Source organism: uncultured Massilia sp., from assembly GCF_913773735.1.
Classification (GTDB): Bacteria; Pseudomonadota; Gammaproteobacteria; order Burkholderiales; family Burkholderiaceae_D; genus Telluria.
Window position 1 is genome coordinate 63,186 of record NZ_CAJYEB010000016.1, and the last position, 25,955, is coordinate 89,140.

General features: G+C 70.1%; 19 protein-coding genes. 11 read left to right on the forward strand and 8 right to left on the reverse strand.

The features are described from left to right. Positions 1–15: 15 nt before the first annotated feature. The 5 genes from QZ749_RS06825 to QZ749_RS06845 form a co-directional block, all read right to left on the reverse strand. Complete coding sequence (locus QZ749_RS06825; RefSeq protein WP_296944878.1) at positions 16–687, reverse strand: N-acetyltransferase; 672 nt, start codon at positions 685–687, stop codon at positions 16–18. 2 nt (positions 688–689) lie between these two features. Next, positions 690–1,751, reverse strand: a complete 1,062-nt coding sequence (locus QZ749_RS06830) for a Gfo/Idh/MocA family protein (RefSeq protein WP_296944880.1) — start codon at positions 1,749–1,751, stop codon at positions 690–692. 9 nt (positions 1,752–1,760) lie between these two features. Further along, positions 1,761–3,086, reverse strand: a complete 1,326-nt coding sequence (locus QZ749_RS06835) for a nucleotide sugar dehydrogenase (protein WP_296944881.1) — start codon at positions 3,084–3,086, stop codon at positions 1,761–1,763. A gap of 90 nt (positions 3,087–3,176) precedes the next feature. Then, on the reverse strand, positions 3,177–5,186 hold the full coding sequence (locus QZ749_RS06840) for a nucleoside-diphosphate sugar epimerase/dehydratase (RefSeq protein ID WP_296944883.1): 2,010 nt from the start codon (positions 5,184–5,186) through the stop codon (positions 3,177–3,179). Positions 5,187–5,776: 590 nt separating this feature from the next. Continuing rightward, on the reverse strand, positions 5,777–6,754 hold the full coding sequence (locus QZ749_RS06845; protein WP_296944886.1) for an N-acetylmuramoyl-L-alanine amidase-like domain-containing protein: 978 nt from the start codon (positions 6,752–6,754) through the stop codon (positions 5,777–5,779). A gap of 236 nt (positions 6,755–6,990) precedes the next feature. Here QZ749_RS06845 and QZ749_RS06850 point away from each other — a divergent pair, with 236 nt between their 5' ends. From QZ749_RS06850 to QZ749_RS06880, 7 genes are all read left to right on the forward strand, one after another. Continuing rightward, on the forward strand, positions 6,991–9,954 hold the full coding sequence (locus QZ749_RS06850) for a TonB-dependent receptor (protein WP_296944889.1): 2,964 nt from the start codon (positions 6,991–6,993) through the stop codon (positions 9,952–9,954). A 276-nt stretch (positions 9,955–10,230) separates the two neighbouring features. Next, entirely contained in the window at positions 10,231–10,401 is a 171-nt protein-coding gene (locus QZ749_RS06855) for a hypothetical protein (protein WP_296944890.1), read from the forward strand. 78 nt (positions 10,402–10,479) lie between these two features. Continuing rightward, entirely contained in the window at positions 10,480–10,650 is a 171-nt protein-coding gene (locus tag QZ749_RS06860; protein WP_296944893.1) for a hypothetical protein, read from the forward strand. A 265-nt stretch (positions 10,651–10,915) separates the two neighbouring features. Continuing rightward, positions 10,916–11,284 (forward strand): LiaI-LiaF-like domain-containing protein, encoded by a 369-nt coding sequence (locus QZ749_RS06865; RefSeq protein ID WP_296944895.1) that lies wholly within the window; start codon positions 10,916–10,918, stop codon positions 11,282–11,284. Further along, complete coding sequence (locus tag QZ749_RS06870) at positions 11,274–12,014, forward strand: LiaI-LiaF-like domain-containing protein (RefSeq protein ID WP_296944897.1); 741 nt, start codon at positions 11,274–11,276, stop codon at positions 12,012–12,014. The genes QZ749_RS06865 and QZ749_RS06870 overlap by 11 nt, the downstream gene beginning before the upstream one ends. A 61-nt stretch (positions 12,015–12,075) precedes the next feature. After that, the gene (locus QZ749_RS06875; protein WP_296944900.1) at positions 12,076–13,173 is read left to right on the forward strand and encodes a sensor histidine kinase; all 1,098 of its coding nucleotides are present in this window, start codon (positions 12,076–12,078) and stop codon (positions 13,171–13,173) included. After that, positions 13,174–13,932 carry a LytTR family DNA-binding domain-containing protein gene (locus QZ749_RS06880; protein ID WP_296944903.1) on the forward strand — a complete coding sequence of 253 codons (759 nt, stop codon included), beginning with the start codon at positions 13,174–13,176 and terminating at the stop codon, positions 13,930–13,932. A 37-nt stretch (positions 13,933–13,969) separates the two neighbouring features. Here the strand turns inward: QZ749_RS06880 and QZ749_RS06885 are convergent, their stop codons facing one another. From QZ749_RS06885 to QZ749_RS06895, 3 genes are all read right to left on the reverse strand, one after another. Then, a complete protein-coding gene (locus QZ749_RS06885; RefSeq protein WP_296944906.1) occupies positions 13,970–16,300 on the reverse strand; it encodes an ATP-dependent DNA helicase in 2,331 nt (776 codons plus the stop codon). Beyond that, complete coding sequence (locus QZ749_RS06890) at positions 16,297–17,967, reverse strand: VRR-NUC domain-containing protein (protein WP_296944909.1); 1,671 nt, start codon at positions 17,965–17,967, stop codon at positions 16,297–16,299. Before QZ749_RS06890 ends, QZ749_RS06885 begins: the two co-directional genes overlap by 4 nt. Positions 17,968–18,136: 169 nt before the next feature. Further along, positions 18,137–19,291: a hypothetical protein gene (locus tag QZ749_RS06895; protein ID WP_296944911.1), complete on the reverse strand. Its 1,155-nt coding sequence runs from the start codon at positions 19,289–19,291 to the stop codon at positions 18,137–18,139. A 58-nt stretch (positions 19,292–19,349) separates the two neighbouring features. On the opposite strand from QZ749_RS06895, the gene QZ749_RS06900 reads away from it, so the two are divergent. The 4 genes from QZ749_RS06900 (at position 19,350) to QZ749_RS06915 (ending at position 25,907) form a co-directional block, all read left to right on the forward strand. Continuing rightward, entirely contained in the window at positions 19,350–20,189 is an 840-nt protein-coding gene (locus QZ749_RS06900) for a M15 family metallopeptidase (protein ID WP_296944914.1), read from the forward strand. 110 nt (positions 20,190–20,299) lie between these two features. After that, a complete protein-coding gene (gene tssM / locus QZ749_RS06905; RefSeq protein WP_296944918.1) occupies positions 20,300–24,163 on the forward strand; it encodes a type VI secretion system membrane subunit TssM in 3,864 nt (1,287 codons plus the stop codon). Further along, entirely contained in the window at positions 24,160–25,134 is a 975-nt protein-coding gene (tagF, locus tag QZ749_RS06910) for a type VI secretion system-associated protein TagF (protein ID WP_296944921.1), read from the forward strand. The genes tssM and tagF overlap by 4 nt, the downstream gene beginning before the upstream one ends. Continuing rightward, entirely contained in the window at positions 25,131–25,907 is a 777-nt protein-coding gene (locus QZ749_RS06915) for an OmpA family protein (RefSeq protein ID WP_373896792.1), read from the forward strand. The genes tagF and QZ749_RS06915 overlap by 4 nt, the downstream gene beginning before the upstream one ends. Positions 25,908–25,955 lie beyond the last annotated feature (48 nt).

A 25,955-nucleotide genomic window follows, 5' to 3' on the forward strand; every position in this document is an offset into this window, starting at 1 on the left:
GGGGAGGGTCGTGGCTCAGGGTTGGTCGGGGGCGGGGTCGGGCAGCAGCGTGCAGGTGCCGCCCGCCAGCACGTAGCGCTCGCCGGTGTGCGGGCAGCGCGCTTCGGCGTCGCCGCTGCGCGGCAGCGGCAGGCGTTCGCCGAAGCGGCTGATCCAGCCGAGCTGGCGCGCGGGTACCCCGGCCACCAGCGCGAAGTCGGGCACGTCGGCCTTGACGACGGCCCCGGCGCCGACGAAGGCCCAGCGGCCGACGGTGACGCCGCAGACGATGGTCGCGTTGGCGCCGATGCTGGCGCCGCGCCGCACCAGCGTGCGCCGGTACGCATCCTTGCGCACGATGCCGGCGCGCGGGTTGTAGACGTTGGTGAACACCATGCTCGGTCCGCAGAACACCTCGTCCTCGAGCGTCACGGCATCGTAGACGGAGACGTTGTTCTGGATCTTGACGCCGTCGCCGATGACGACGTCGTTGCCGACGAAGACGTTCTGGCCGAGCGAGCAGCGGGCGCCGATGCGGGCGCCGCCGCAGACGTGGGCGAAGTGCCAGACCCGGGTGCCGGCCCCGAGCGTCGCGCCGGCGTCGACGATGGCGCTGGGGTGGACGATGGCGCCGGCATGGGCGCCATCCGGGCGGGCCGCGCCGTCGGTGCGGGCGCCGGCGGCCGTGGCGTGCTGGTTGGCGTCCATGCTCAATACTCCAGCGGCAGGGCCACGCGCCGGCCGTCGCGCGCGGAGCGGTAGGCCGCGATCAGCACCTCGAGCGATTTCAGGCCCTCGCGCCCGTCCGTCTCCGGCTCGGCCTCGCCGCGCAGCACCCGGATGACGTTGTCGTAGTACAGCGGGTGCCCGAAGCCGTAGACCGAGGTGGTGCGGTAGCTGGCGTCGGCGACCAGCGCGTCGTCGGGATCGGGGCGGGCGAATTCCCACTGCTGGATCTCGTTGACGGCCACCCCGCCGATGCGTACCGTGCCGTGTTCGCCGAGCACGGTGATCGAGCCTTCCATATTGCGCGGATAGGTCAGCATCGTGACGTTCATCGAGCCCAGCGCGCCGTTGCGCCAGCGCAGGCTGATCACGCCGGTGTCCTCCACTTCGATGTCGCGCGCCAGCGTGGCGGTGTAGGCCTGCAGGCTCTCGACCGGGCCGACGATCCAGTCGACCAGGTCGACGTAGTGGCTGGCCTGGTTCATGAAGGCGCCACCGTCGAATTCCCAGGTGCCGCGCCATCGGGCGCTCTCGTAGTACTCGGGCGGGCGGGTCCAGAACACGTTCAGGTTGACCATGTAGATGCGCCCGAAGCGCTTCTTCTCGACGGCGCGCTTGAGCAGCTGCAGCGTGGCGTTGCGGCGGTTCTGCTTGACGACGAACAGCCGTACGCCGGCGGCATCGGCGGCGGCGACCATGCGCTTGCCGTCTTCCCAGCGCGTGGCCATGGGTTTTTCGGTGACGACGTGGCGGCCGGCCGCGGCGATGCGCACGGCCTGCTCGGCATGCAGGCCGGACGGTGTGGTGACGACGATGGCGTCGGCGTCGCAGGCGCGCAGCATGTCGTCCAGGCCGGCATAGCCGGCGGCGCCGGTGGCGCCCACGGCGCGGTCGAGGGCGCGCGGGTCGATGTCGCACACGCCGGCCAGCTCGGCGCGTTCGTGGTGGCGGCGCAGCGCGTCGATGTGGTTGGCGGCGATGCGGCCGCAGCCGACCAGGGCGAAGCGGACCTTGCGGCCGGTGATGGGGGCGGGATAGTGGCGCATGGCGTCTCCTCAGGCCTTGACGACGTTCGGCAGGGCCGGGTAGACGCCGCGGGTGTCGACGATCAGCGTGGCGTAGTCGCGCACGAGGTCGTAGTCGAAGGCGCTGTGCGCCGTCGCCAGCAGCACCAGGTCGTAGGACGCGATGGACTGCGGCGTCAGCGCCACGCTCGCGAGGTCGAAGCGGTGCTCGCGCATGCGCGGGAACACGGGCACGTGCGGATCGGCGTAGTCGACGTGGGCGCCCTTGTCGCGCAGGATCTCCATCAGCTCCACCGACGGCGATTCGCGCATGTCCTCGATGTCCTTTTTGTAGGAGATGCCCAGCACCAGCACGCGGCTGCCCATGACCGACCTGCCGCGCTGGTTGAGGGCGTCGGTGACCTTGCCGACGACCCAGTGCGGCATGTCGCTGTTGATCTCGCCGGCCAGCTCGATGAAGCGGGTGTGCAGACCGTATTCGCGCGCCTTCCAGGTGAGGTAGAACGGGTCGATCGGGATGCAGTGCCCGCCCAGGCCGGGCCCGGGGTAGTAGGGCGTGAAGCCGAACGGCTTGGTGGCGGCAGCGCGGATGACCTCGTGGATGTCGATGCGCATGCGGTCGGCGATGATCTTCATCTCGTTGACGAGGCCGATGTTGACGGCGCGGTGGATGTTCTCCAGCAGCTTGGTCAGCTCCGCGGCGCGCGTGGAGCTGACCGGCACCACGCGGTCGATCGCCGCCTCGTACAGCGCCACGCCCGCTTCCAGGCAGGCGGGGGTGGCGCCGCCGCAGACCTTGGGAATCGTGCGGGTGTGGAAGTCGGGATTGCCCGGGTCCTCGCGCTCGGGCGAGAACACGAGGAACACGTCGCGCCCGACGGCGAAGCCGCGCGACTCCAGGCGCGGCCGCAGTTCTTCGTCGGTCGTGCCGGGATAGGTGGTGCTTTCCAGCGACAGCAGCTGGCCGGGGCGCATGAATGGCAGCAGCGCCTCGGTGGTGTCGAGGACGAAGGACAGGTCGGGTTCGCGGTAGGCGTTCAATGGCGTCGGCACGCAGATGATCAGCGCGTCCGGCTCGCCGGCGCGGGTGAAGTCGGTGGTGGCCTCGAAGCCGTGCTCGCGGGCCCGTGCGATGTCGGCCTGGGGGATGTGCCGGATCGGGCTGTCGCCGCGGTTCAGGCCATCCACGCGGGCGCCGTCGATGTCGATGCCGAGCACGCGGAAGCCGGCCTCGGCGTAGCGCAGCGTCAGGGGCAGGCCCACGTAGCCGAGGCCGACGATGCCGATGAGCGCGCTGCGGTCGCGCAGCCTGGCGATGAGCTGGTCGAGATGGGCCGGTTTGCTTTCGTCACGCATGGATGTCCTCGTCGAACGTTGGTTGATGGAGCGGCACGGCCGGTGCGGGCCGGGCGGATGCAGGATGCGGGGTGGGCGTCGCTGGGCCCCTCAGATCCGGAACGGCACGAATTTCCGGATCAGGCCCAGCCGCTGCCCCTGCGGCAGGGGGACCGCGCCGGCAAGCGGCTCGGCGGCGCCGGAGGCGGATGCGGAAACAGCATCGGCAGCGGCTGTCGGTACGGGGCCGGCCGCCGGGGCCGCGGGCGCCGCCGGCACCGTCGGCGCGCCCGCCGGCGCGGTCGCCGGGCGCGGGTCGTATTCGCTGACGATGGCCTTGACCATCGACTCGATCATGGGGCGCTGGTTGGTCTCGCAGGCCATCATCAGGCAGGTGATGAAGGTGTCCAGCACGCTCGGGTGCAGCGCGTGTTCCTTCATCCGCATGATGCGCGGGTGCTCGCTGGGGAAGACTTCGCCGTCGGTCAGCAATTCCTCGTGCAGCTTTTCGCCGGGGAACAGGCCGACGTAGCGGATCTCGATGTCGCCGGACGGGTTCTGCGCCGTCTTCTCGGTGAGCCCGGACAGCGCGACCAGCGTGCGCGCCAGCTCGACGATGCGCACCGGCTGGCCCATGTCGAGCACGAACACGTCGCCGCCCTCGGCCATGGCGCCGGCCTGGATGACGAGCTGCACGGCTTCCGGGATCAGCATGAAGTAACGCGTGACGTCGGGGTGCGTGATCGTCAGCGGGCCGCCGCGGGCGATCTGGCGCTGGAACAGCGGGATCACGGAGCCGGACGAGCCGAGCACGTTGCCGAAGCGGACCATGCAGAAGGTGGTGTGCGTTCCCGCGCGCGCCTGCGCGGCCTGGAAGATCAGTTCGGCGATGCGCTTGCTGGCGCCCATCACGTTGGTGGGGCGCACCGCCTTGTCGCTGGAGATGAGCACGCAGGTCTCGACGCCGTGGCGCGCGGCCTGGGCCGCGACGACCTGGGCGCCCAGCACGTTGTTGCGCAGCCCTTCGACGATGTTGGCTTCGACCAGCGGCACGTGCTTGTAGGCGGCCGCGTGGTACACCGTGGCGACCTGTCCGTCGCGCAGCAGGCGTTCGACGAGGGCGGCGTTGCACACCGAGCCGAGGTGCGCCTCGACGGGGACCGCGGGGAAGCGCGTGGCCAGCTCCTGGCGGATCGTGTACAGCGCGAACTCGGAATGGTCGAGCAGGTGCAGGCGGCTGGGGCCCAGCGTGACGATCTGGCGGCACAATTCGCTGCCGATGGAGCCGCCGGCGCCCGTGACGAGCACCGTCTTGCCGCGCACGCAGCGGGCGAACAGGTCGAGCCGAGGCGGCACCGGCGGGCGGCCCAGCAGGTCCTCGAACTTGAGCTCGCGGATGCGCTCGCGCGGCGCGGCCTCGTCCCCGGGCGTGTCGACCAGGCGGCCGAGGATGCGCGTGCCGACGCCGGCCTGGGCCAGGCGCTGCATGATGTCGCGCAGGCGTTCCGGCGACACCGACGGCAGCGCGATCACGATCGAGCGGATGCCCATGGCGGCGACGGCCTCGGCCAGCCGGCCGGTCTGGAACACGCGCAGGCCGGCGACGTTGCGCTCGGCCAGCGCGCGCTTGTCGTCGAAGAAGCAGACCGGGCGGTATTCCTCGCTGCCGCGCATGGCCTGGGCCAGGCGCGCGCCGGCGTCGCCGGCGCCGTAGATGGCGACCGTTTCCGCGCTCCCGGCCGCGCCCCGGGCGCTGGCCTGGTGCCGGCGCAGGAAATTGCGCATGCCGATGCGCGAGGCGATGACATACGAAAACACGATGAACCAGTAAATGGCCAGCGCACTGCGCGGGAACCGTTCTTCCCTGATGAGGAACGTGGCCAGGTAGGCGCACAGGATCGCGATCGCGAGGGCGATGCCGGTGACGCTCAACAGCCGCTGGTCGATGAAGCGGATGACGGCGCGATAAAGATCGGAAACGGAAAATGCGGCGATCGTCAGCACCGCCACCAGGACATAGGAAGCCGGGCCGAAATGGGAGGCGAGCTTCAGGTCGCCGCCGCGCAGCAGCATCGCGATCAGGAAACAGAAAGGCAGGGCGACCAGGTCGGTCATGACCATGAGCGCGATTTTCTTCCTGCGGTGCAGGGAAACCAATCTGGAGCAGAATCGACCGATAAACGCTTGATTTGACTTGAACATGATCCTGGAACCCTGCATGGGTGGGCGAACGACATCGTGACGACGACATCCATTGAATCAATTCGTACTGCAATGCTTTTTCATCGATGCGCCATGGAGCGGCCTTCGGTGCGGGCCTCGGGTGCGAATTCCAGGCAAAAAATATTGTGTGGAACAGTTCGATAAAATAATTAATTGAAATAGTTGGTGAAATTAATTGGATGAAATGATTGATTAAAATAATCCGCTGAAACAAGGGGCGAAAGATGGCGCTGTTTAGATTGAATATTGCTGAGTAAGTTTATTATCTCGGCGGGTATGAAACATGGGTTTGACCATTCTCAACCGCGGGAACGGAATTAATCGCGAGCTTCAATTCGGTGAAATAAGGAAATTGAGAATTGGAATTAAATTCCAAGTAATAAAGAAATTGCCGGGATAATGGGGCGCGGCCATTCCCGCCCGCGGCGCGGGCGCGGGAATGGCGCGAGGAGGGGGAGGTGCGCCGCGGTGCCGCGGCGCGGGGGGCGTCAGGCGCCGGCCGGACGGCCGGGGCGCGGTTGCGGGGCCATCGGCGGCACCACGATGTCGTCGTTCAGGCGCAGGAACTTGAAGCCGGCCAGCTTCTGGCCGTTCTTGCCTTCCAGGCGATTGCGTTCCTCGCGCGCGGCGGCGCGGGCGATGAAGGACTCGAACGTTTCCTCGCGCACCTGCGGCTCGGACGAATGCAGGAAGTGGCGCTGGCCGTCCGGCCCGAGCACCACCAGGCCGACGTGCGAGGCCCAGTACTCGCCGTCGCGCGTCGAGATCACGTTGACGAAGTCGCCTTCGCGCAGCTGGCCGGCGATCGCGGCCACCTGTTCCTTCGGCACGTAGGCCTGGCGGCTCGATTCGACCGGGATGTCGGCCGCCGTATGGTGGCGCGTGCGCAGGAAGCGCGTGCGGTCGATCGTCATCGCGTAGGTGGGGCCGGCCGGGCCGGCCAGCTCGGCGCTGACGTCGGTGACCAGCCAGCGGTTGGCGACGTTCCAGTCCATCTCCGTGTAGTGGTTGCGGGTGGCCACGCCGATCACGCCGTCGCGGTAGCGGATGCGCTGCAGCATCCAGAAGAACTCCTCCCAGGACTGCGACAGCGCCATCGCATACGTGTGCTCGGCGAACACCACGCAGTCGCTGTGGTCGAGGCTGAACAGCGGCAGGTCGTCGTGCACCTGGTACGGGAACTCGCCCAGCAGGTTGAGGCGGTAGGGCTGGCCGATGTTCTTGCGGCCGATCGCCGCGATGCGCTTGCGCAGGTCGGGTTCGGCCGTGTGCACCCAGCTCACGTAGCGGCCGGCTTCGACCGGGGTCATCTGGTAGACCTGCTTCTGCAGGATGGTCTCGATCGGTACCGGGGCCGGCGCGGCGGCGGGCGCGGGGCGGGTGGCGGTGCCGGCACAGCCGGCGAGGAGCAGCGCCGCCGACAGGGCGGCTGGCAGGATGGAAAGGCGCAGGCCGGCGGCATGCATGGCGGGGTCTCCTGGAATCGTGGTATGACGGGCTACGCTACCTTGCCCGTGCTGCATTTTCAAAATGAAAATTCTTCATGCGGGTATAACCGGCCGTTGTCGATGCGCGACGCATTCCTTTCGGTTATGGATTCTTCAACACTAATCATTGTCCTTTACCTTGACAGTCGTCAATACTGTATCTGCGGCAGGGAGACACCTGCCCGTACAGACTATAAAAGTTCAGGAGAGTGAGCATGTTGAAACAGAAGCCGCTGGCGCTGGCCGTCTCGATGGCGATGCTGGGCGTCGCATCCGTCCCGGCCCAGGCCCAAAGCGACGCCGGCAGCGCGTCGGTCCAGACCGTCGAGGTGACCGGTATCCGCGCCTCGATGGCCAAGTCGTTGAACGTGAAGAAGAACTCGGCGGCGAACGTCGAGGTGATCACGGCCGAGGACGTCGGCAAGATGCCGGACAAGAACCTGGCCGATTCGCTGCAGCGCCTGGCCGGCGTGGCGGTGCGCACCGACTACGACGAAGCGGAGAAGGTGGCGCTGCGCGGCACCAATCCCGACATGACCATGATCCTGTTCAACGGCCATGCGATCGCCGGCGCCGACTGGTACGTCGGCGACCAGGCCTCGGCCAGCCGTTCGACCAGCCTGTCGCTGCTGCCCTCGTCGGTGCTGAACCAGGCCCAGGTCTACAAGACCTCGCTCGCCAGCGTGGTCGACGGCGGCCTGGCCGGCACCATCAACGTCACCACGCGCAAGCCGCTGGCGGCCAAGGAGAAGATCTCCGGCGTGGCCAGCGTCGGCGCGTCCTACGTCACGCTGCCGGGCAAGACGGCGCCCGACTTCGACGCCCTGGTCAACTGGAAGAACGACGCCAACACCTTCGGCTTCTTCGTGCAGGGCTTCGCCAACAAGCGCTACATCCGCCGCGACTCGGTGTCGCGCCTGGCCTATGGCACCAGCAGCGGCTGGGACGTGATCAACACGTCGACCATGAAGGGCATCACCGACGCCTCGCTGGCCGGCACCGGCCTGAAGGCCTCGGACCTGAACGGCGTGCGCATGCCGGGTTCGATGAGCACGGAATTCGTCGAGGGCGTGCGCGACCGCAAGGGCGGCATGGTCTCGCTGCAGTTCAAGCCGAACCAGGACATCGACGTCAGCATGACCGGCTTCCATGCCAAGATGAACACCAACAACTACGGCCGCCTGAAGGCCGGCGCCATCTACAGCATGTTGCTGGGCAAGGCCTCGCTGGCCGACGGCGCCACCGGCGCCACGGCGCCGAACACCAATTCGAACGGCCAGCAGGTGTACGCCTCCATCCGCAACCCGGTGATCGTCAACGAGACCACCATGTACGGCGACACGCTGCGCGTGCTGAAAAGCGCCGACATCGTGTTCCCGGACGGGACCACGCCGCAGTACATCGGCAACTCGGAAGGCTTCTACCGCGACGGCGCCAGCGCCACCAGCGGCTTCCTCGACCTGGACGCCACCTGGCGCGTCAACCAGGACCTGAAGCTCAAGACGCTGCTGTCGACCACGCGCGGCACCGGCAAGACCGATGCCGACCAGGGCCTGACCTATGCCCGTTTCGGCACCGGCGTGTCGTACTCGCTGGGCAGCGTCGACGACGCGCCCTTCGTCAAGTACTACGGCACCCAGGGCACCACCGACCAGCTGGTCGCGCGCACCATCTCCGGCCTGAAGTCGGTCGACAAGGAAAAGAGCGCCCAGCTCGACGCCGAGTACCGCCTCGGCCACGGCGAAGGCCTCGGCTGGTTCCAGTCGATCGAGAGCGGCGTGCGCTTCGCCGACCACCGCCGCGACAGCGAGCGCCGCTATCCGGCCTACCGCACCCTCGGCCTGGGCACGGCGCCGGGCAGCACGATTCCGTGGCCGTCCGACTTCGGTTCCGACCTGGGCGGCCCGGCCGGCTGGGACAATACCGGCGTCACCTTCACGCCGGAGATGCTGAAGGATTACTTCGCCGCCAACACCAAGGAAACCAGCGACGACTTCGAGCGCCGCATCGCCTCCGAGCTGCACGTGCGCGAGCGCCAGAGCTCGGCCTATGCGCAGGCCAACTTCGAGCACGACAAGTGGTCCGGCAACCTCGGCCTGCGCTTCGTGCAGACCCGCGTGAACGCCGACATCCCGACGCCGATCCCGGCCGGGGCCTGCGTGCGCGCGGCGCCGAACCAGCCGGCGATCCCGTGCGCGGCCTATCCGGGCGCGATCAGCACGGCCGGCGACCTGCAGCCGTACTACGACGACCAGGCCGCCACGCCGTTCAACCCGCGCGCCGGCAACATGTACTACTTCACCAAGAGCGACAAGCGCTTCAACAACTGGCTCCCGAGCCTGAACGTGCGCTACGAGATCGACAAGGACATGCTGCTGCGCTTCGGCGCCAGCCGCACGATCGGCCGCCAGAACTACAACATCGTGGGCGCCGGCTTCGGGACCCCGACCTGCGATGCGCAGGGCTGCCGCGTGACGGGCCCGAACCCGGACCTGAAGCCGCTCACCGCGGACAACCTGGACCTGTCGTGGGCGTGGTACTTCGCGACGCGTTCGCTGGTGGCGGTCAACGCCTTCCATTCGCGCATCGACGGCTATGCCAAGACCGGTTCCAGCGGCGGCACCACGATCGACCTGTGGGACTCGACCTCGCAGTCGCTGCGCACCTATGCGGTCAACACCTCGTCGCAGCAGGGCGCGCGCATCAGCGGGCTGGAAGTGCAGTACGAGCAGCCGATCGGCAGCACCGGCTTCGGCATCACCAGCAACGTCGGCCGCGCCAAGACGAAGGTCGACGACGGCCGTCCGATGGTCGGCGCCTCCGACTGGACCGCCAACCTGGGCGGCTACTACGAGAACGACAAGGTCTCGCTGCGCCTGGTGGCGAACTACCGCAGCGAATACGTGAACAGCACCACGGCGCCGGCGCCGACGGCGAACAGCCAGGGCCTGTCGACCATCAACGGCGTGCTGATGCCGAGCGCGCCGACCATGGCCGCACCGGTGACGACGCTGGCCTTCAACGCCAGCTACAACTTCACGCCGGCACTGACGCTGACCTTCGACGCGACCAACCTCACCAACGTCAAGCGCGCCTACTACCGCTACAGCGAGGAAGAACAGCAGAAGCTGGACGTGAGCGGCCGCCAGTTCTACGTCAACCTGAAGTACAAGTTCTGACGCGCCGCGCAGGACTGCGAAAGGGAGCTTCGGCTCCCTTTTTTTCGTTCCGGCGCCGTCCTTGTAGGACTGCATCCCGCGCCGCGATCCAGTGTGCGCCACCTAACGGTCGGGTCATGCGTGCGCCCTTACGATGGAGTCGTCGAGTGAGGCCCCAGCGATCTTCCGCAGGCGCCAACCACCTCGACAGGTCAGCCGGTCGCCTCGAGGATCGGCACCAGATTCCCGCGCCGGCGCGCACATGCGCGCCGGCCCAATCGGAAGCGGAGGTTGCCCATGTCAACGACAACGACGAGTCATCCACCGAAGCACCTCGTGCGCGAGTATCTCGAACGGCGCACGCGGGACAGCAACCCGCCGCCGACGCCGGAAGAAATCCGGCGCCAGCTCGGCTGGGGCATGCTGATGCCGTCGGCGGATGACAAGTTGGGCGCCTCGCGCTCCTGAACCGCCCGCCGGCGCCGCGCCCCACCAGGCGCCTGCAACCGTCATCACGCAACAGCCATCACGCAACAGGAGAGCACCATGACCGACAAGATCGGCAGCAAGAACGTCGCCCAGCATCGCGGCAAGAAGGAACGCGCGGAGATCCGCAAGACCAATATCGCGCGCGAGGCCGTCAAGCAGGCCGAAGCCCGCGCCCGCTATCGCAACCAGCAGAAAGGCCGGCCGGCACCGGCCGCACCGGCTGCCTGATCCGGATCGTCCCGGTCCGGATCGTCCCGGTTATCGCGGGCCCGCCCCGGCAACGCGGCGGGCTTTTTTGCGTCCGTCCTCGCCGCGCAGTCGGCCATCCAGCCCGCCATCCCGCCGGCCATGCAGGCAGCCATGCAGCCGGCCACGCCGTTCGCCGATCGCGCCGCCGTTCGCCGGCCCCGCGCCGCCATTCGCCGAAAAGCGCTGTTCCCCGCCGCCTCCCTGACGTATCGTTGCCGCCATGGACAAACGACATGGAGGACACATGAAAAGCGAAGCGTCATACCACCTCAGGCGCCAGGTGCTGTGGGGCCTGATGCTGGTCGGACTGGGCGTGGCATTCCTGCTCGACCAGATGGGCATGTTCGAGATCCGCACGCTGTGGCACTACGCGCCGCTGCTGCTGGTCGTCATCGGCATCAACCAGACCATCGGCTACCCGAACGCGCGCGAATTTTCCAGCGGCCTGTGGACCGTCTTCATCGGCCTGTGGCTGTTCGCCGTGTTCGAAGGCTTGTGGGGCCTGACCTTCCGCAACAGCTGGCCCCTGTTCATCATCATCTCGGGCGTCACGATGGCCATCCGGCCGATCGCCGAACGCCGCTTCCGGGGAGGCAACCGCCATGGCGAATGATTGCAGCCGCGCTTCCAGCCAGGTCGTCCTGGGCCTGCTGGTCATCGGCATGGGCGTCCTGTTCCTGCTCGATAACCTCGACATCCTCGACTTCCGCCACGCGGTGGGGTTCTGGCCGCTGGCCTTCATCGTCGCCGGCGCGGTTTCCCTGACCGGCATGAGCGGCAACGGGCCGCGCAGCAGCGGCTACGTCGGCTCGGTGCTGATCGGCCTGGGCGTGCTGATGATCCTGAGCCGCCTCGGCATCCTCTACGTCAGCTGGGGCACGCTGTGGCCGCTGGTGATGATCGCCCTCGGCGGCCTGGTGCTGTATCGCTCGGTCGGCCCGGGACGCGTGCGCCGCGTCGCGCTCGACAAGGGCGGGGCGGCGGGGCTGCAGGCGGACGACGGTGCCGACGGCGCCGACGACCTGGTCGACATCGTCGCCGTGCTGGGCGGCTTCGAGCGGCGCCTGGTCACGCGCGACTTCCGCGGCGGCGAGATCACCGCCATCATGGGCGGCTGCATGCTCGACCTGCGCGACGCCTCCATCGTCAAGGAAGCCGTGATCAATGTGTTCACGATCTGGGGCGGCATCAACATCAAGGTGCCGCCCGACTGGACCGTCATCCTGAACGGCACGCCGGTGATGGGCGGCTTTTCGGAAAAGACGGCGACGCCGCCGGACGGCAGCAAGCGCCTGGTGATCCGCGGCTACGCGGTGATGGGCGGCGTGGAAGTGCGCAACTGATGCGCCCTGCCTGCTGCCGCCCGCGGCGGCGCCTGCGCGCCGCGGCGACGGGCGTAAACTGATGCACGGCGTCTTCGCCGGCTGGCGCAGCGCGCTGCTGTACCTGCTCGCCTGGGCCATGCTCGGCCTGCTGCTGGCGGCGATGCTGGCGGCCGGCGGCGCCGGCTGGGGCACGGCGGTCGCGTTCGCGGTGCCGCTGGTGCTGCTGTACGCGGTGGCGACCGGCTACTCGGCCTACTACGTGTGCCGCGCCTATCCGCTGGGGCAGAAGCATCCGCTGGCGATCGGCGCCGGCATGACCGTCACGGCGGCTTGCGCGGCGCTGCTGTGGTGCGTGATCGGCGCGGCCTGGAACGGCCTGCTCGGCGCCTTCGCCGGGCACCCGGACGGCGGCCTGCCCATGACGGCGCCGCTGGCGGCATCGATGTTCGGCTTGGGCGTCCTGCTGTACGGCCTGGCGGCCGCAGTGAACTACCTGCTGATCGAGTCCGAGCGCGTGCGCCGGCTCGAGACCGACCGCCTGCAGATCATGCTGGCCGCGCGCGACGCCGAGCTGCGCATGCTGCGCACCCAGGTCGATCCGCACTTCCTGTTCAACAGCCTCAATTCGGTCAGCGCGCTGACCGCGATCGATCCGGCCGGCGCGCGCGCGATGACGCTGCAGCTGGCCGATTTCTTCCGCCTCAGCCTGGGCCTGCATGCCGACCGCAAGGTCGCGCTGGACAGGGAATTGCAGCTGGTGCGACACTTCCTGGCGATCGAGCAGGTGCGTTTCGGCGAGCGGCTGCGCTTCGAGGCCGAGATCGGGCCCGGCGCGCAAGCGTGCCTGTTGCCGCCGATGCTGCTGCAGCCGCTGGCCGAGAACGCGATCAAGCACGGCATCGGGCAGATGACCGGGCCGGGCCTGCTGCGCATCGAGGCCGAACGGGCCGGCTCGATCCTGCGCATCCGCGTCGACAACGACGTCGATGCGCAGGACGGCGCGTTCGCGCCGCGTTCGAAAGGGGCCGGGATGGGCCTGGAAAACGTGCGCCAGCGCCTGGCCGCCGCCTACGGCCACCGCGCCAGCGCGCACTGGTCGAGGGACGGTGCGCGCTTCCGGGTCGAGCTGGCGCTGCCCGCCGAAACCGCGGACGACGACGAGACAACGGGGGATTGAATGCGTGTGCTGATCGTGGACGACGAACACCTGGCGCGCGCGGTGCTGCGCGAATACCTGGCTGCGCAGGCCGGCGTGGAGATCGTGGGCGAATGCGCCAACGGCTTCGAGGCCGTGAAGGCGATCGCCGAGCTGCGCCCCGACCTGGTGTTCCTCGACATCCAGATGCCCAGGCTGGACGGCTTCGAAGTGGTCGAGCTGGCGGGCGCGGGCGCCCATTACGTGTTCGTCACCGCCTACGACCAGTTCGCCCTGCGCGCCTTCGAGGTGCATGCGCTCGACTACCTGCTCAAGCCGTTCTCGCGCGCGCGGCTGGAGCAGGCGCTGGCGCATGCGCGCGCGCGCTTGCAGGCGCCCCCGGCGCAGCAGGGACAGGCGCAGGAGGGACAGGCGCTGGCGGCGGTGGCGGCCGAGGCGCGCGCGCGCCACGTGCCGCTGGAGCGCATCCTGATCCGCGACGGCGCGCGCGTGCAGGTGGTGCCGGTGGCGCAGGTCGACTACATCGAGGCCGAGGACGACTACATCGCCGTCTGCGCCGGCGGGCGGCGCTGGCTCAAGAGCCAGCGACTGGCCGAGCTGGAGGCGCAGCTCGATCCGTCCGCCTTCCTGCGCGTGCACCGTTCCTACATCGTCAACCTGGGCGCCATCGCGCGCATCGAGCCGACCGGCAAGGATGGCCACTGCGCGCTGCTGGCGAGCGGCGCGCGCGTGCCGATCAGCCGCAGCGGCTACCAGAAGCTCAGGGAGGCGATGCGCTAGGGGCGGGCCGGCGGGCAGCATGCAGGATCGCGCGGCGCTATGGCGCCGGTCCGTCCCGCCCCGCCCCGCCACCGGCATCCACCTGCCACCACGCCGGCAGCAGCGCGCGCACCTCGGCGCGCGCGAAGCGGTCGTCGATCAGCCAGACGGTGCCGCGGTCCTGCTCGGTGCGGATCACGCGGCCGGCCGCCTGCACCACCTTCTGCATGCCCGGGTACAGGTAGGTGTAGTCGTAGCCGGCGCCGAACATCTCGTCCATGCGCCGGCGCAGCTGCTCGTTGACCGGATTGACCTGCGGCAGGCCGAGCGTCGCCACGAAGGCGCCGATCAGGCGGTCGCCCGGCAGGTCGACGCCTTCGCCGAAGGAGCCGCCCAGCACGGCGAAGCCGATGCCGCGGCCCTCCGCCACGAAGCGCGCCAGGAAGTCCGCCCGTTCCGGCTCGCTCATGCGGCGCGCCTGGCGCCAGGTCGGGATGTCCGGATGCTCGCGCTCGAGGCGTTCGAGCGCCTGCGCCAGGTAGTCGAAACTGGAGAAGAAGGCGAGGTAGTTGCCCGGCCGCTCGCGGTACTGGCGCGCCATGATCGCGGCGATCGGCGCGAGCGAGGCGCCGCGTTCGCGATAGCGCGTGGAGACGGCGCCGGCCACGCGCACGTCGAGCTGGCTGGCGCGAAACGGCGATTCGACGTCGATCCAGGCGGTGTGCTCCGGCATGCCCAGCAGGTCGGCGAAATAATGCCAGGGACTGAGCGTGGCCGAGAACAGCGTGGTCGAATGGGCGAACGCGAAGCGCGGGCCGAGGAAGGGCGCGGGCACCACGTTGCGGATGCACAGCACGGTATCGCGGGCATCCGCGCGGGTCAGGTCGAACAGCGAATGCGGACCGAAGGATTCGGCCAGGCGCGCGAACTGCATGGCGTCGAAATAAAAGTCGCGCAGCGCCGGGTCGAGCGGGACGGCGCTGTCGGCCAGGTGCTCGCTGATGGCGCTCACCGTGGAGGCCAGCGCGTCGACGAACTTCGCCGGCGGCTTGTCCAGCACCTGGTAGGGCAGGGGCGCGTCCTTGCCGGCCGCGGTCCAGGCGCGGCCCAGCTTTTCCAGCGCCTTGGCGACCGCGGCCGGCGCGACCGCGCGCGCTGCCTGCAGCGCCGCTCTCTGGGCCCCGCGCTGCAGCTCGGCGCCATACATGCCGCGTGCCCGTGCCACCAGGTTGTGGGCCTCGTCGGCCAGCACGCTGACGCGCCAGCCGTCGGCCTGCGCCAGGTTGTACAGCATGGCGCCGCCGTCGAACCAGTAATTGTAGTCGCCGACCACGACGTCGGCCCAGCGCACCATCTCGCTGCCCAGGTAGTAGGGGCAGACGCCGTGCGCCAGGCCGGTCGCGCGCAGGGTGGCGCGGTCGAGCAGGGGCGCGTCCAGGCAGGCCGCGCGCGCGGCGGGCAGGCGGTCGTAGAAGCCCTGCGCCAGCGGGCAGGCGTCGCCGCGGCAGGCCTTGTCGGGATGCTCGCAGGCCTTGTCGCGCGCCGCCAGTTCCAGCACGCGCAAGGGGAGCGCCGTGTCCGCTCCTGGCGCGGACTTGATGGTGGCGGCGGCGTCCAGCGCCAGTTGCCGTCCCGGCGTCTTCGCGGCCAGGAACAGCAGCTTGTCGAGGCCCTGGGCGGGCGCCGCCTTCAGCGCCGGGAACAGCGTGCCGACGGTCTTGCCGATGCCGGTCGGCGCCTGCGCCAGCAGGCAGCGCTTGCCGGCATTGGCGCGGAACACCGCCTCGGCGAGCTGGCGCTGGCCCGGGCGGAAGCCGGCGTGCGGAAAGCGCAGCGCGGCCAGCGCCGCGTCACGCGCGGCCCGGTGCGCCAGTTCCTGCTCGGCCCAGTCGACGAAGCGGCCGCACCGGTCGGCGAACAGTGTGGCCAGCTCGGCGCGCGTGCGCGTCTCCTCGAATGCCGTCTCGCGCTGGCTGCCGATGTCGAAGTAGACCAGGGCCAGGTTGACCGTCTCCAGGTCGAGCTGCTCGCACAGCAGGTGGCCGTAGGTGCGCAGCTGCGCCCAGTGCAGGTGGCGGTGGTTGGCGGGGATGCTGGCCAGCTGGCCGCGGTAGGTCTTGACCTCTTCCAGCAGGTTGCGCCGCGGGTCGTAGCCGTCGGCGCGGCCGCGCACGCGCAGGGGGCCGTGTTCGCCCTCGAGCGCCACTTCGCTGCGGTAGTCGTCGCCGCGCCGCGCGGCCACGATCGCATGGCCCTGGATGCCTTCCTGCGCGGTGGGCGAGGGCGTGAAACGCAGGTCGAGGTCGCCCTGCTTGGCCGTGAACTCGCACAGGGCGCGCACGGCCACGGTGTAGCGACGGACCGCCGCCACGGCGCCGGCCTCGCTCATGCCGCTTCCTGCGCCCATTGCAGGTAGCAGACGGTGACGGGCATGCCGTGCCGGGCGCAATAGTCGATCCAGCGCAGCTGGTTGTCCTGCAGGCGGTCGCCGGGCCCCTTCACCTCGATCATGCAGTAGCGCTTTTCCCGCGGCCAGAACTGCACCAGGTCGGGAAAGCCGGTGCGGTTGTCGCGCACGTCCTCCAGGATGCGCTCGAACCACAGCCGCAGGTGCGCGGCCGGGATGCAGTCGAGCGCCAGTTCGATGACGTCGCGTTCCAGCCAGTCCCAGGACACGAAGGGCGACTGCAGGCCGGCCTTTTCCGCGTGCGTCGCGAGGATGGCGGCGCGGTAGCCGCCGTCGTCCAGCAGGGCCAGGCAGGCGTCGAATTCGGCGCGGCGGCGCGCATGGAAGTCGGCGCTGTACAGGTCGGCGGGGCCGCGATGGAAGGGGTGGAAGAAGGCGCCGGGGATCGCCGCGAATACGGCGGGCCAGCACAGCAGGCCGAACAGCGTGTTCGCCAGCGCGTTCTCGACATAGAACACGGGCGCCTCGTCGCGCCGCAGGTGTTCCAGCACGACACCCTCGACGCGCAGTCCCGTATGTGGCGGCAGCACCAGGTCGAGGCGGTCGACGGGCGTGGCGCGTCGCGCCGGCCACTTGGGATGGCCGAGCTTGCGCGCCAGGCGCGGGCCGATGCGTCGCAGGTGCTGGCGCTCGGCCTCGCTTTCCGGCGCGGCGCTGGCGGCCTCGAACAGCGCGTGGGCGAGGTCGAAGCGCTCGTGCTTTTCGAGCACGCGGATCGCGCGGCCGCGCGCGCCGGGATAGCGGCAGCCGGCATACGTGGCATGGGCGCGCTCCCAGTCCTTGTCCTTTTCGAACAACTGGCCGAGCTGGAACATCAGGCGCTCGCGCCGGCTGTCCAGCCAGGGATTGTCGAAGCCGCCGGCCGGCACCGCGGCCAGCAGGTCGGGCAGGATCGCCGCCGCCGGCTCGCCGGCGTAGTAGCGTTCCTTGCAGGCGTGCAGGCGCAGGTAGTGCTCGATGTCGGCACGGGTGCGAAAGCCGCGCGAGGCCGGCGAGAACTCGACGCGCTCGTAGCGGAACAGGCCGAGGTCGGACAGCACGAACTCGGTCCAGTCCTGGCTCAGGTTGCCGAAGAAGAGCAGGCGCAGGCGATCGCACAGCGGCTGCACCAGGAGGCGCAGGGCGACGTCGCCGCCCTGGTCATGGCGCATCCAGTGCGAGAACGGATGCGTCCCGGCATGCGCGGGATCGGCGCGCAGCGCTTCGCGCTGCTCGGGCTTGCGCGCGGTCTTGAGGGGGCCGGTCAGGGCGAACGCCGCCACCAGCTCCGGCTTGACCAGCAGGTCGAACAGTTCGTCGAGGTCGACGCCCGGATCGAGCTCGATCCAGCCGCTGGGCAGCAGCGCGCGGGCGGCCTCGACCGGGCAGCCGATCTCGGCGTAGTTGAGCTTGCTGGCACGGAACAGCGTGCCCTTGCGCATCACCAGGCGCACGAACAGGGCGCGCGCCGCCCGCGGCAGCGCCGGGAAGGCCGCGATGAAGGCGTGCTCTTCGTCGACGAGCAGGTCGGCGTAGCGTTCGGCGATCCAGTCCAGCACGCGCTGGAAGTTATCCAGGTAATAAAACTCGTTTTCCAGAACCCTGATCATCGCCAAACCATCGCCAACTGTATTTTTGTACAGTATAGCGGTGTGCACGGCCGGGACCAATGCTTTTGCCGCCGCAGGGCGGCCGGCGTGGCTTTTTGGGCACCGATGCGCGCGAGGCAGCGGTGCCGGCGGCGTCGTGCTTGTCGTCGCGGCAACCGGTGGCCCGGGTTCAGGGACGGTCCGGCATCCTCGGCCCGCAGGAGCGTTCGGCGCAGGCCGCGCCACCCGCTTCCTGGCTGTCCTGCCCGCCGGCCCGGTTCGTGTGCTGGATGATGGCCGTGATCAAGGCGACGTCGCCGTCGACGGCGGGCGCCGGGGTGGCGGTGGCGACCGGACGGCGCGGGCGCGCCGGCACGCCGCTGCGCGCCATGGGTGGCTGGGCGGGGCGGTGCGTGGCCGGGGTGCGTCCCATCGCGCCGCGCGCCCCTCCCACCAGAGCGCCCGGGCCGGCTGCGCCCGGCATGCCCGGGGGCGGCGGGTGGAAGCCGTCGCGGCCGGGGGCGGCGGCAGAGGCGGCGGAGACCTGGCGCGGCATGGACGACCCGGACGGCACCGGTGGCATCGGTGGCACCGGTGGCAGGCCCGGCGTGGCGGCCAGCCTGTCCTGCGGTGGCGCCAGGTCGATGACGGTGGCCCGGCCGGCGTGCTGCGGGGGAGGCGGGGACGCGGGGACGAGACCGGGGACGGGGGCCGGCGCGGCGGGTACGGTCGGCGGCGCGGTCGGCGGCGCGGTCGGCGGCGTGGTGGCGTGCATGGCGGACGGCATGGCCATGGCTGCCGGCCGGTTGTGGCCGGCGGCGGGCCGGTCGTCGGTCGCGTCCTCGGTGTTGCCGTGGCCGGCAGCGGCGTCGATGCGGGCGGCATCCGCGGCCAGTGCCTGCGTGGCGGCGGCGAGCGATGCCTCCAGCGACGTGTCCGCCGGCGCGCCCGCTGCCGCCGTCGCAGGGGCGGCAGCGGGCCGGCCCGTGCGGGCGTCCACCGCGCCGTCCGTCGCGCCGTCCGTCGCGCCGGCAGCGGCGTGCGGGTCACCGGCGTGCGGGCCACCGGTGTGCGGCCCACCGGCGTGCGCGGCGTCGTCGCCCGGGTAGCGGGCGGCCGCGCCGTCGTGCGCCAGCCAGGCCAGCGTGCCGACCAGCGCGCAGGCCACGAGCAGCGCCGACGCGTACCACAGCGCCGCCGGCAGGGCACGGCCGCGCCTGGACAACGGCCGGCCGGAGCGGCCGTCTAGCATCGCCAGGATATTGATCTCGCCGTTCGCGCGGCGCGAGGACGACATCAGGTTGGGGCGCTTGGAGCCGGCTTGATTTTCGTCTGTAGGGCGCACGGCGGTACTCCTAAGATTTGGAAGTTAAGTTCCAATTAGAAACAATTCGGAGAAGCCGATGCTGATCTTCCTCGCATTCCTCTACTTTTGCGTCGCGTGCGGCCTGATCTGGCTGGCCGCGTTCCCGGCCGGACGCGCCGCCCTGCTGCAATGCCTGGGCATGCTGCAGCGGCGCCTGCTGTGGCGGGCCGGCGGCTGGGGCCGTGCCGGCGGGGCCACGGTGCAGGCCGGCTGGTCCGGCGCACGCCTGCGCCTGCGCGACGTGCGCTTGGCGCTGCGGCGCCACCGCGTCCTGTGCGCGATCGGCGTACCGCTGGTACTGGTCCCCTCGCTGCTGGCCCTGCTGATGCGCCGTCCCGACATGCTGCCCGGCGAGGTGCCGCGCGATGCCGTCGTCGACCCGCAGGTGGCCGCGCTGCTCCAGGGCGAGCGCCTGGTGCCGCCGGCGGCGTTGCCGCCGCTGGCCTTCACCACGCGCGAGGTGGAGCTGGTGCGGCCGATGCTGGTGGACGCGTCGCGCAACTGGGGCCTGCTGCATCCGGACTTCAGCCAGCGCCTGTTGCTCCTGTTTCGCATCATGAAGGAACGGCACGGCTACGAGATGGCGCTGCTGGAGGGCTACCGCAGTCCGGCGCGCCAGGACCTGCTGGCGCGCATGGGATCGCAGGTGACGAACGCGCGCGCCTTCCAGAGCTGGCACCAGTACGGCCTGGCGGCCGACTGCGCGTTCTGGCGCGATGGCAGGCTGGTGATTTCCGAAAAGGACCCGTGGGCGATGCGCGGCTACCAGCTGTACGGCGAGGTGGCCGAGTCGCTGGGCCTCACCTGGGGCGGGCGCTGGACCATGATGGATTTCGGCCATGCCGAGCTGCGCCTGCGCGGCGTGATGCGGCGCTGACGCCCGGGCACGCGCAAGCGTGCCATGGCCGTGCTTGTCTCATCTCAAATTTTCGGTGAGGAAATAATGCCAGACTTGCCGACGGTAATCACATCATCGAGCGAACGATTATGGCCCGACTCTGGCAGTTTCTCACCGACCGGCGCGTGCTGGCCGTGACCGGCATCGTCGCGTTGGCCGTCCTGGCGGCATGTGTGTGGACGGATTCCGACGCGCCAGAGGATGCCGTGCTCTGGATCCTGCTGGCGGGCCTGCTGGGGCTGGCCGGCTGGGGCATCTGGCGCCTGCTGCGCGCCTGGCGCGCGCGCCGCGCCGCGGCCGCCCTCGGCGCGGCGCTGGCGGACGGCATCGGCAAGGATGGCGTGGCCGACGCCACGGCGCCGGGCGGCAGCGAGGCGGCCGTGCTGCGCAAGGGCATGCTGGAAGCGATCAATACCATCAAGACGTCCAAGCTGGGCCTGACGCGTGGCGCGGCGGCGCTGTATGAATTGCCCTGGTATATGATTATCGGCAACCCGGCAGCCGGCAAGAGCAGCGCCATCAAGCATTCGGGCCTGACCTTCCCGATCCCGGGCAGCAAGGCCGTGCAGGGCGTGGGCGGCACCCGCAACTGCGACTGGTTCTTCACCACCGACGGCATCCTGCTCGACACCGCGGGTCGCTACGCCGTCTTCGACGTCGACCGCGCCGAGTGGTTCGGCTTCCTCGACCTGCTGCGCCGGCACCGTCCGCGCGCGCCGATCAACGGCATCCTGATCGCGGTCAGTGTCGCCGAACTGGGCGGCGGCGACCCGGCCGCGTCGATCGAGCTGGCCAAGAGCCTGCGCACGCGGGTGCAGGAATTGACGGAACACCTGGGCGTGCATGCGCCGGTCTACGTGATCTTCACCAAGGCCGACCTGATCGCCGGCTTCGCCGACTTCTTCCACGACAGCGAGCGCGGCGAACGCGAGCGGGTCTGGGGCGCCACGCTGCGCTACAACCGGCGCAGCACGCCGGTCGACGTGCTGGGCTTCTTCGACCGTCACTTCGACGAGCTGTACGACGGCCTCAAGGAAATGCGCCTGGCCAGCATGGCCGGCAACCGCAGCGCCGCGCCGCGTCCCGGCGTGTTCACGTTCCCGCTGGAATTCGTAGCGCTCAAGCCGCAGCTGCGCGCCTTCCTGGCCACGCTGTTCGAGGAAAACACCTGGCAGTTCAAGCCGGTGTTCCGCGGCTTCTACTTCACCAGCGCGCTGCAGGAAGGCGCGCTGGAAAACCAGTCGTCGCGCCGCGTGGCGGCCCGCTTCGACCTGGCGCTGCACCCGTCCGGCGCGCGCGCGGGAGGCAAGGACGGACGCGGCGAGGTGCACGACGAGGGACGCAACGGGGGGCGCGACGAAGCGCCCAACGACGCGCACAATGACGCGCACAACGACGAACAGTCGGGCTACTTCCTGCTGCAGCTGTTCCGCAAGGTGATCTTCGCCGACCGCGACCTGGTCAAGCGCTACACCAGCCCGGCGGCGGCGCGCCTGAAGGTCGGCGTGTTCTTCGCGGCCACCATCCTGCTGGGCTGCGCGCTGGGCGGCTGGAGCTGGTCGTACATGGGCAACCGGCAACTGGTCGCGAACGTCCGTGCCGACCTCGACAAGGTGAGCAAGCTGCAGGCGCGGCGCGCCGACCTGCAGTCGCGCCTGGAGGCACTGGAAATCCTGCAGGACCGCATCGTCCAGCTGGAACGCTATCGCACCGACCGGCCGCTGGCGCTGTCCTTCGGCCTGTACCAGGGCGCGGCGCTGGAGCGCAAGCTGCGCGACGAATACTTCGCCGGCGTGCGCGAGGTGATGGTGCTGCCGGTGGCCGCCGCGCTGGAAAGCCTGCTCGCCGAGATGAACGCCAATGCCGCCCAGCTCGACCCCGACGCGCGCGCCACGCCGGCGGTCCGGCCCGGTCAGGACTACCAGGCCATCTCGGCGACCAACGTCGGCGATGCGTACAACGCGCTGAAGACCTACCTGATGTTGGCCGACAAGAGCCATGCGGAGCCCGGCCACCTGAACGACCAGCTGACGCGCTACTGGCGCGGCTGGCTGGAGGCGAACCGCGGCGCCATGCCGAAGGAGCAGATGATCCGCAGCGCCGAGCGCCTGCTGACCTTCGTGCTGGCGCATGGCGACGATCCGGCCTGGCCGCAGATCACGCCGAAGCTGAGCCTGCTCGACAGCGCGCGCGAGAACCTGCGCCGCGTGGTGCGCGGCACGCCGGCGCGCGAGCGCGTGTACGCCGACATCCGCACCCGCGCCGCGACCCGCTTCCCGGCCATGACGGTCGCGCGCATCGTCGGCGAGCAGGACCAGGCGCTCGTCGTCGGCAGCCATGCCGTCAGCGGCGCGTTCACCCGCGACGCCTGGGAAAAGTTCGTCCAGGGCGCGATCCGCGACGCTTCCTCGAAGGAGCTGCAGAGCAGCGACTGGGTGCTCAAGAGCGTGGCCAAGGACGACCTGACGCTGGAAGGCAGCCCGGAGCAGGTGCAGAAGGCCCTGGTCGAGATGTACAAGCTCGACTATGCGCGCGAATGGAGCAAATTCGTGCAGGGCGTGACGATCGCCGACCTGGACGGCTTCGACGCCAGCGTGCGGGCGATGAACCGCCTGGGCGATCCGCAATCGTCGCCGCTGGCCCGGGTGCTCGGCACGGTGCACGAGCAGACCGTCTGGGACGACCCGGCCCAGGCGCGCGTCGACACCGTCAAGCTCAAGCGCGGCGTGCTGGGCTGGTTCCGCGAAGTGGTGCTGCGCCAGGCGCCGTCCGGCGCGCGCCAGCTGGCCGATGCCGCCGGTCCGCTGCCGCTGGGCGGCATCCCCGTGGCCGGTCCCGTGGGGCGCGAATTCGCTGGCGTCGCGCGCCTGGTCGGGGTCAAGGAGCGCGACGCCTCGCTGATGACCGGCTACCTCGACGCGCTGTCGAAACTGCGCAGCCGCCTGAACGCGCTGAAGAACCAGGGCGACCCCGGCCCCGGCGCCAAGCAGCTGATGCAGCAGACGCTGGAGGGCAGCGGTTCCGAACTGGCCGACGCGCTGAAGTACGTCGACGAGCAGATGCTGACCGGGATGAGCGATGGCCAGAAGCAGATGCTGCGTCCGCTGCTGGTGCGCCCCCTGGTACAGACCTTCGCGATGATCGTGCTGCCGTCGGAATCCGAGATCAACAAGACCTGGCAGGCCCAGGTCGTCGAGCCGTTCCGCACTTCGCTGATGGCCAAGTACCCGTTCGCGCCCGGCTCGCAGATCCAGGCCACGCCGGCCGAGATCGGCCAAGTGTTCGGTCCCGAGGGCGCCGTCGCCAGGTTCGTCGGCACGACCATGGGACCGCTGGTGGTGCGTCGCGGCGACGTGCTGGCGAGCCGCACCTGGGCCGACATCGGCATCACGCTGTCGCCGCAGGCCGTCAGCGGCTTTCCCGGCTGGATCGCGCCGCTGTCGGCCAACGGCGTCGCCGCCGCCGCCGACAACGGGCCGCAGACCGTGTTCCAGCTGCTGCCGCTGCCGGCGCCGGGCGTCACCGAGTACACGATCGAGATCGACGGCCAGCAGCTGCGCTACCGGAACACGCCGCCGGCCTGGGTGAACATGGTGCACCCGGGGCCGCAGGCCGCGGGCGGGGCCAGGATCAGCGCCGTCACCTTCGACGGCCGCACCGTCGAGCTGTTCAACGTGCCGGGCCAGTTCGGACTGCAGAAGATGATCGAGGCGGCCGCCAACAAGCGGGTCGACGCGGGCACCCACGAGCTGCGCTGGAGCGCCGGCAACGTGGCGGTGGCCGTCAACCTGAAGCGCGTCAGCAGCGCCGGCAGCGGTGCGGACGCGCAGGCCAGCCGGGGCTTCAACGGCCTGCGCCTGCCCGAGGCGATCGTGGGCCGCCAGGCCGCTGGCGTCGGCGCCGCGGCGCCGGTGGCGGCGACCGCCGGCACGGCAGCCGGAGCGGCGCAATGAACCGGCCGGCGGTCCGCGCCGGCGCCGGCCGCATCGGCTACTTCGGCAAGCTGCCGGCGCGCGGCGACTTCGTCAAGCTGGCCGACGACCATCCGGTGCTGGCCATGCTGGACGACTGGCTGGTCCAGGTCATGACGCGCCTGCCGGCGGATGCGCGCTGGAAGCTGAACTACGACGCCATGGCGCCGGTCAGCTTCGCCTTCGTCGGCCCCGGCCGGCGCCACGCGCTGGCCGGCCACCTGGTCGCCAGCCACGACCAGTCCGGGCGCCGCTTCCCGTTCCTGATGATGCGTACCGTCGACGTGCCCGATCCGGGCGGCTTCGCGGCGCGCTGCCCGCTGGCCTTCGCGCCGTTGTGGCGCTACCTGGAAGGCATGGCGCCGCGCGTGCGCGACAGCGTCGATCCGGCGCCGCACCTGAACGCGCTGGCCGACGCCCAGGTCGAGTTGGGCGAGCACGAGGCCGCGCTGACCGAGTTCCTGGCCGTGGCGACGGTCGGCAAGCTCTCGTCCGACCTCGCGCTGGCGGCCAACCGCATGATCCTCGGCCTGGGCCTGCTGCTGCAGCCGGTGATGCACAGCCGGCCGGCGGCGCTGCAGAAAAGCCTCGTGCTGCCGCTGCCGCCGGCGTCCGGCCCGTGCCATGCGACCGCCGCATTCTGGCTCGAGCTGGTGACGCCCTTCATCCGCCGCAGCGGCTTCGACCTGGCGCTGTTCCTGACCACGGTGCGCGGGCGCCCGTCGCTGGTGGTGGGATTCGGCGGCGAGGCGGCCGGCACGCTGCATGCGCTGGTCGATCCGCTGGTGGCGCTGGAGCACCAGGTGCACCTCGACGACAACGACTGGATCGACGAGCAGCTCGGCATCGACATCGACGTGCGCGCCCTGGCCAGCTACCTCGAGCAGCCGATGCTGCCGCTGCGCCTGGCGCGCGAACTGTTCCTGAAAACCTTCATCGGAGCCGCCGCGTGAATCCCAAGTCCCTGATCCTGCTGCTCGCCTGCGCCAGCGCCCTCGGTCCTGCCGTCGCTTCGGCCGATCCCGCGCAGGCGCCTGCCCCGATCGTCGTCTCCGGCACCGTCGGCGACGACGCCGCCAAGGCCGCGCTGCTGGCGCGCCTGCGCGCACTGTACGGCGCCGCGCGCGTGGTCGACCAGCTGGCCGTCGGGCGCGTCACCACGCCGCCCGACTGGAACGAGCACGTGGCCCGGCTGATCGGCCCGAGCCTGAAGCTCGTCAGCCGCGGCCAGTTGCAGGTCGACGGCACCAGCGTCAGCCTGCGCGGCGACGTCGCCAGCGAGGCGCAGCGCCAGCAGGTCGCATCCGAACTGGCGCTGGGCCTGGACGCCGGCTACACCGTCAACAACGGCCTGCGCGTGGCAGCGTCGGAGCAGGGCATGCTCGACAGCGTGCTGGCCGACCGCATCATCGAATTCGAATCCGGCAAGGCGACGCTGGCCGACTCCGGCAAGCTCATCCTCGACCAGATGAGCGACGTGCTGTTACGCCTGAAGGACAAGAAGGTCGAGGTCATCGGCCACACCGACAATGCCGGATCGCGCGCCGGCAACCTGTCGCTGAGCCAGGCGCGCGCCGAGGCCGTCAAGGCCTACGTGGCGGCGCGCGGCGTCGCGCCCGACATGATCGCCGTCTCCGGCGAAGGCCCGGACCGCCCCGTGGCCGACAACCGCACTCCGGAAGGCCGCGCCCGCAACCGCCGCATCGAGTTCAAGGTCGTCCAATAAGCCGAACGGCGTCACGGCCGGATCCCGGACGCATCCCGCCGCCGCATC

What these genes read in the sequence shown, in the direction of transcription:
- QZ749_RS06825 (WP_296944878.1), bottom strand. Translation starts at nt 687, where the DNA reads ATGGACGCCAACCAGCACGCCACGGCCGCCGGCGCCCGCACCGACGGC.
- QZ749_RS06830 (WP_296944880.1), bottom strand. Translation starts at nt 1,751, where the DNA reads ATGCGCCACTATCCCGCCCCCATCACCGGCCGCAAGGTCCGCTTCGCC.
- QZ749_RS06835 (WP_296944881.1), bottom strand. Translation starts at nt 3,086, where the DNA reads ATGCGTGACGAAAGCAAACCGGCCCATCTCGACCAGCTCATCGCCAGG.
- QZ749_RS06840 (WP_296944883.1), bottom strand. Translation starts at nt 5,186, where the DNA reads ATGGTCATGACCGACCTGGTCGCCCTGCCTTTCTGTTTCCTGATCGCG.
- QZ749_RS06845 (WP_296944886.1), bottom strand. Translation starts at nt 6,754, where the DNA reads ATGCATGCCGCCGGCCTGCGCCTTTCCATCCTGCCAGCCGCCCTGTCG.
- QZ749_RS06850 (WP_296944889.1), top strand. Translation starts at nt 6,991, where the DNA reads ATGTTGAAACAGAAGCCGCTGGCGCTGGCCGTCTCGATGGCGATGCTG.
- QZ749_RS06855 (WP_296944890.1), top strand. Translation starts at nt 10,231, where the DNA reads ATGTCAACGACAACGACGAGTCATCCACCGAAGCACCTCGTGCGCGAG.
- QZ749_RS06860 (WP_296944893.1), top strand. Translation starts at nt 10,480, where the DNA reads ATGACCGACAAGATCGGCAGCAAGAACGTCGCCCAGCATCGCGGCAAG.
- QZ749_RS06865 (WP_296944895.1), top strand. Translation starts at nt 10,916, where the DNA reads ATGAAAAGCGAAGCGTCATACCACCTCAGGCGCCAGGTGCTGTGGGGC.
- QZ749_RS06870 (WP_296944897.1), top strand. Translation starts at nt 11,274, where the DNA reads ATGGCGAATGATTGCAGCCGCGCTTCCAGCCAGGTCGTCCTGGGCCTG.
- QZ749_RS06875 (WP_296944900.1), top strand. Translation starts at nt 12,076, where the DNA reads ATGCACGGCGTCTTCGCCGGCTGGCGCAGCGCGCTGCTGTACCTGCTC.
- QZ749_RS06880 (WP_296944903.1), top strand. Translation starts at nt 13,174, where the DNA reads ATGCGTGTGCTGATCGTGGACGACGAACACCTGGCGCGCGCGGTGCTG.
- QZ749_RS06885 (WP_296944906.1), bottom strand. Translation starts at nt 16,300, where the DNA reads ATGAGCGAGGCCGGCGCCGTGGCGGCGGTCCGTCGCTACACCGTGGCC.
- QZ749_RS06890 (WP_296944909.1), bottom strand. Translation starts at nt 17,967, where the DNA reads ATGATCAGGGTTCTGGAAAACGAGTTTTATTACCTGGATAACTTCCAG.
- QZ749_RS06900 (WP_296944914.1), top strand. Translation starts at nt 19,350, where the DNA reads ATGCTGATCTTCCTCGCATTCCTCTACTTTTGCGTCGCGTGCGGCCTG.
- tssM (WP_296944918.1), top strand. Translation starts at nt 20,300, where the DNA reads ATGGCCCGACTCTGGCAGTTTCTCACCGACCGGCGCGTGCTGGCCGTG.
- tagF (WP_296944921.1), top strand. Translation starts at nt 24,160, where the DNA reads ATGAACCGGCCGGCGGTCCGCGCCGGCGCCGGCCGCATCGGCTACTTC.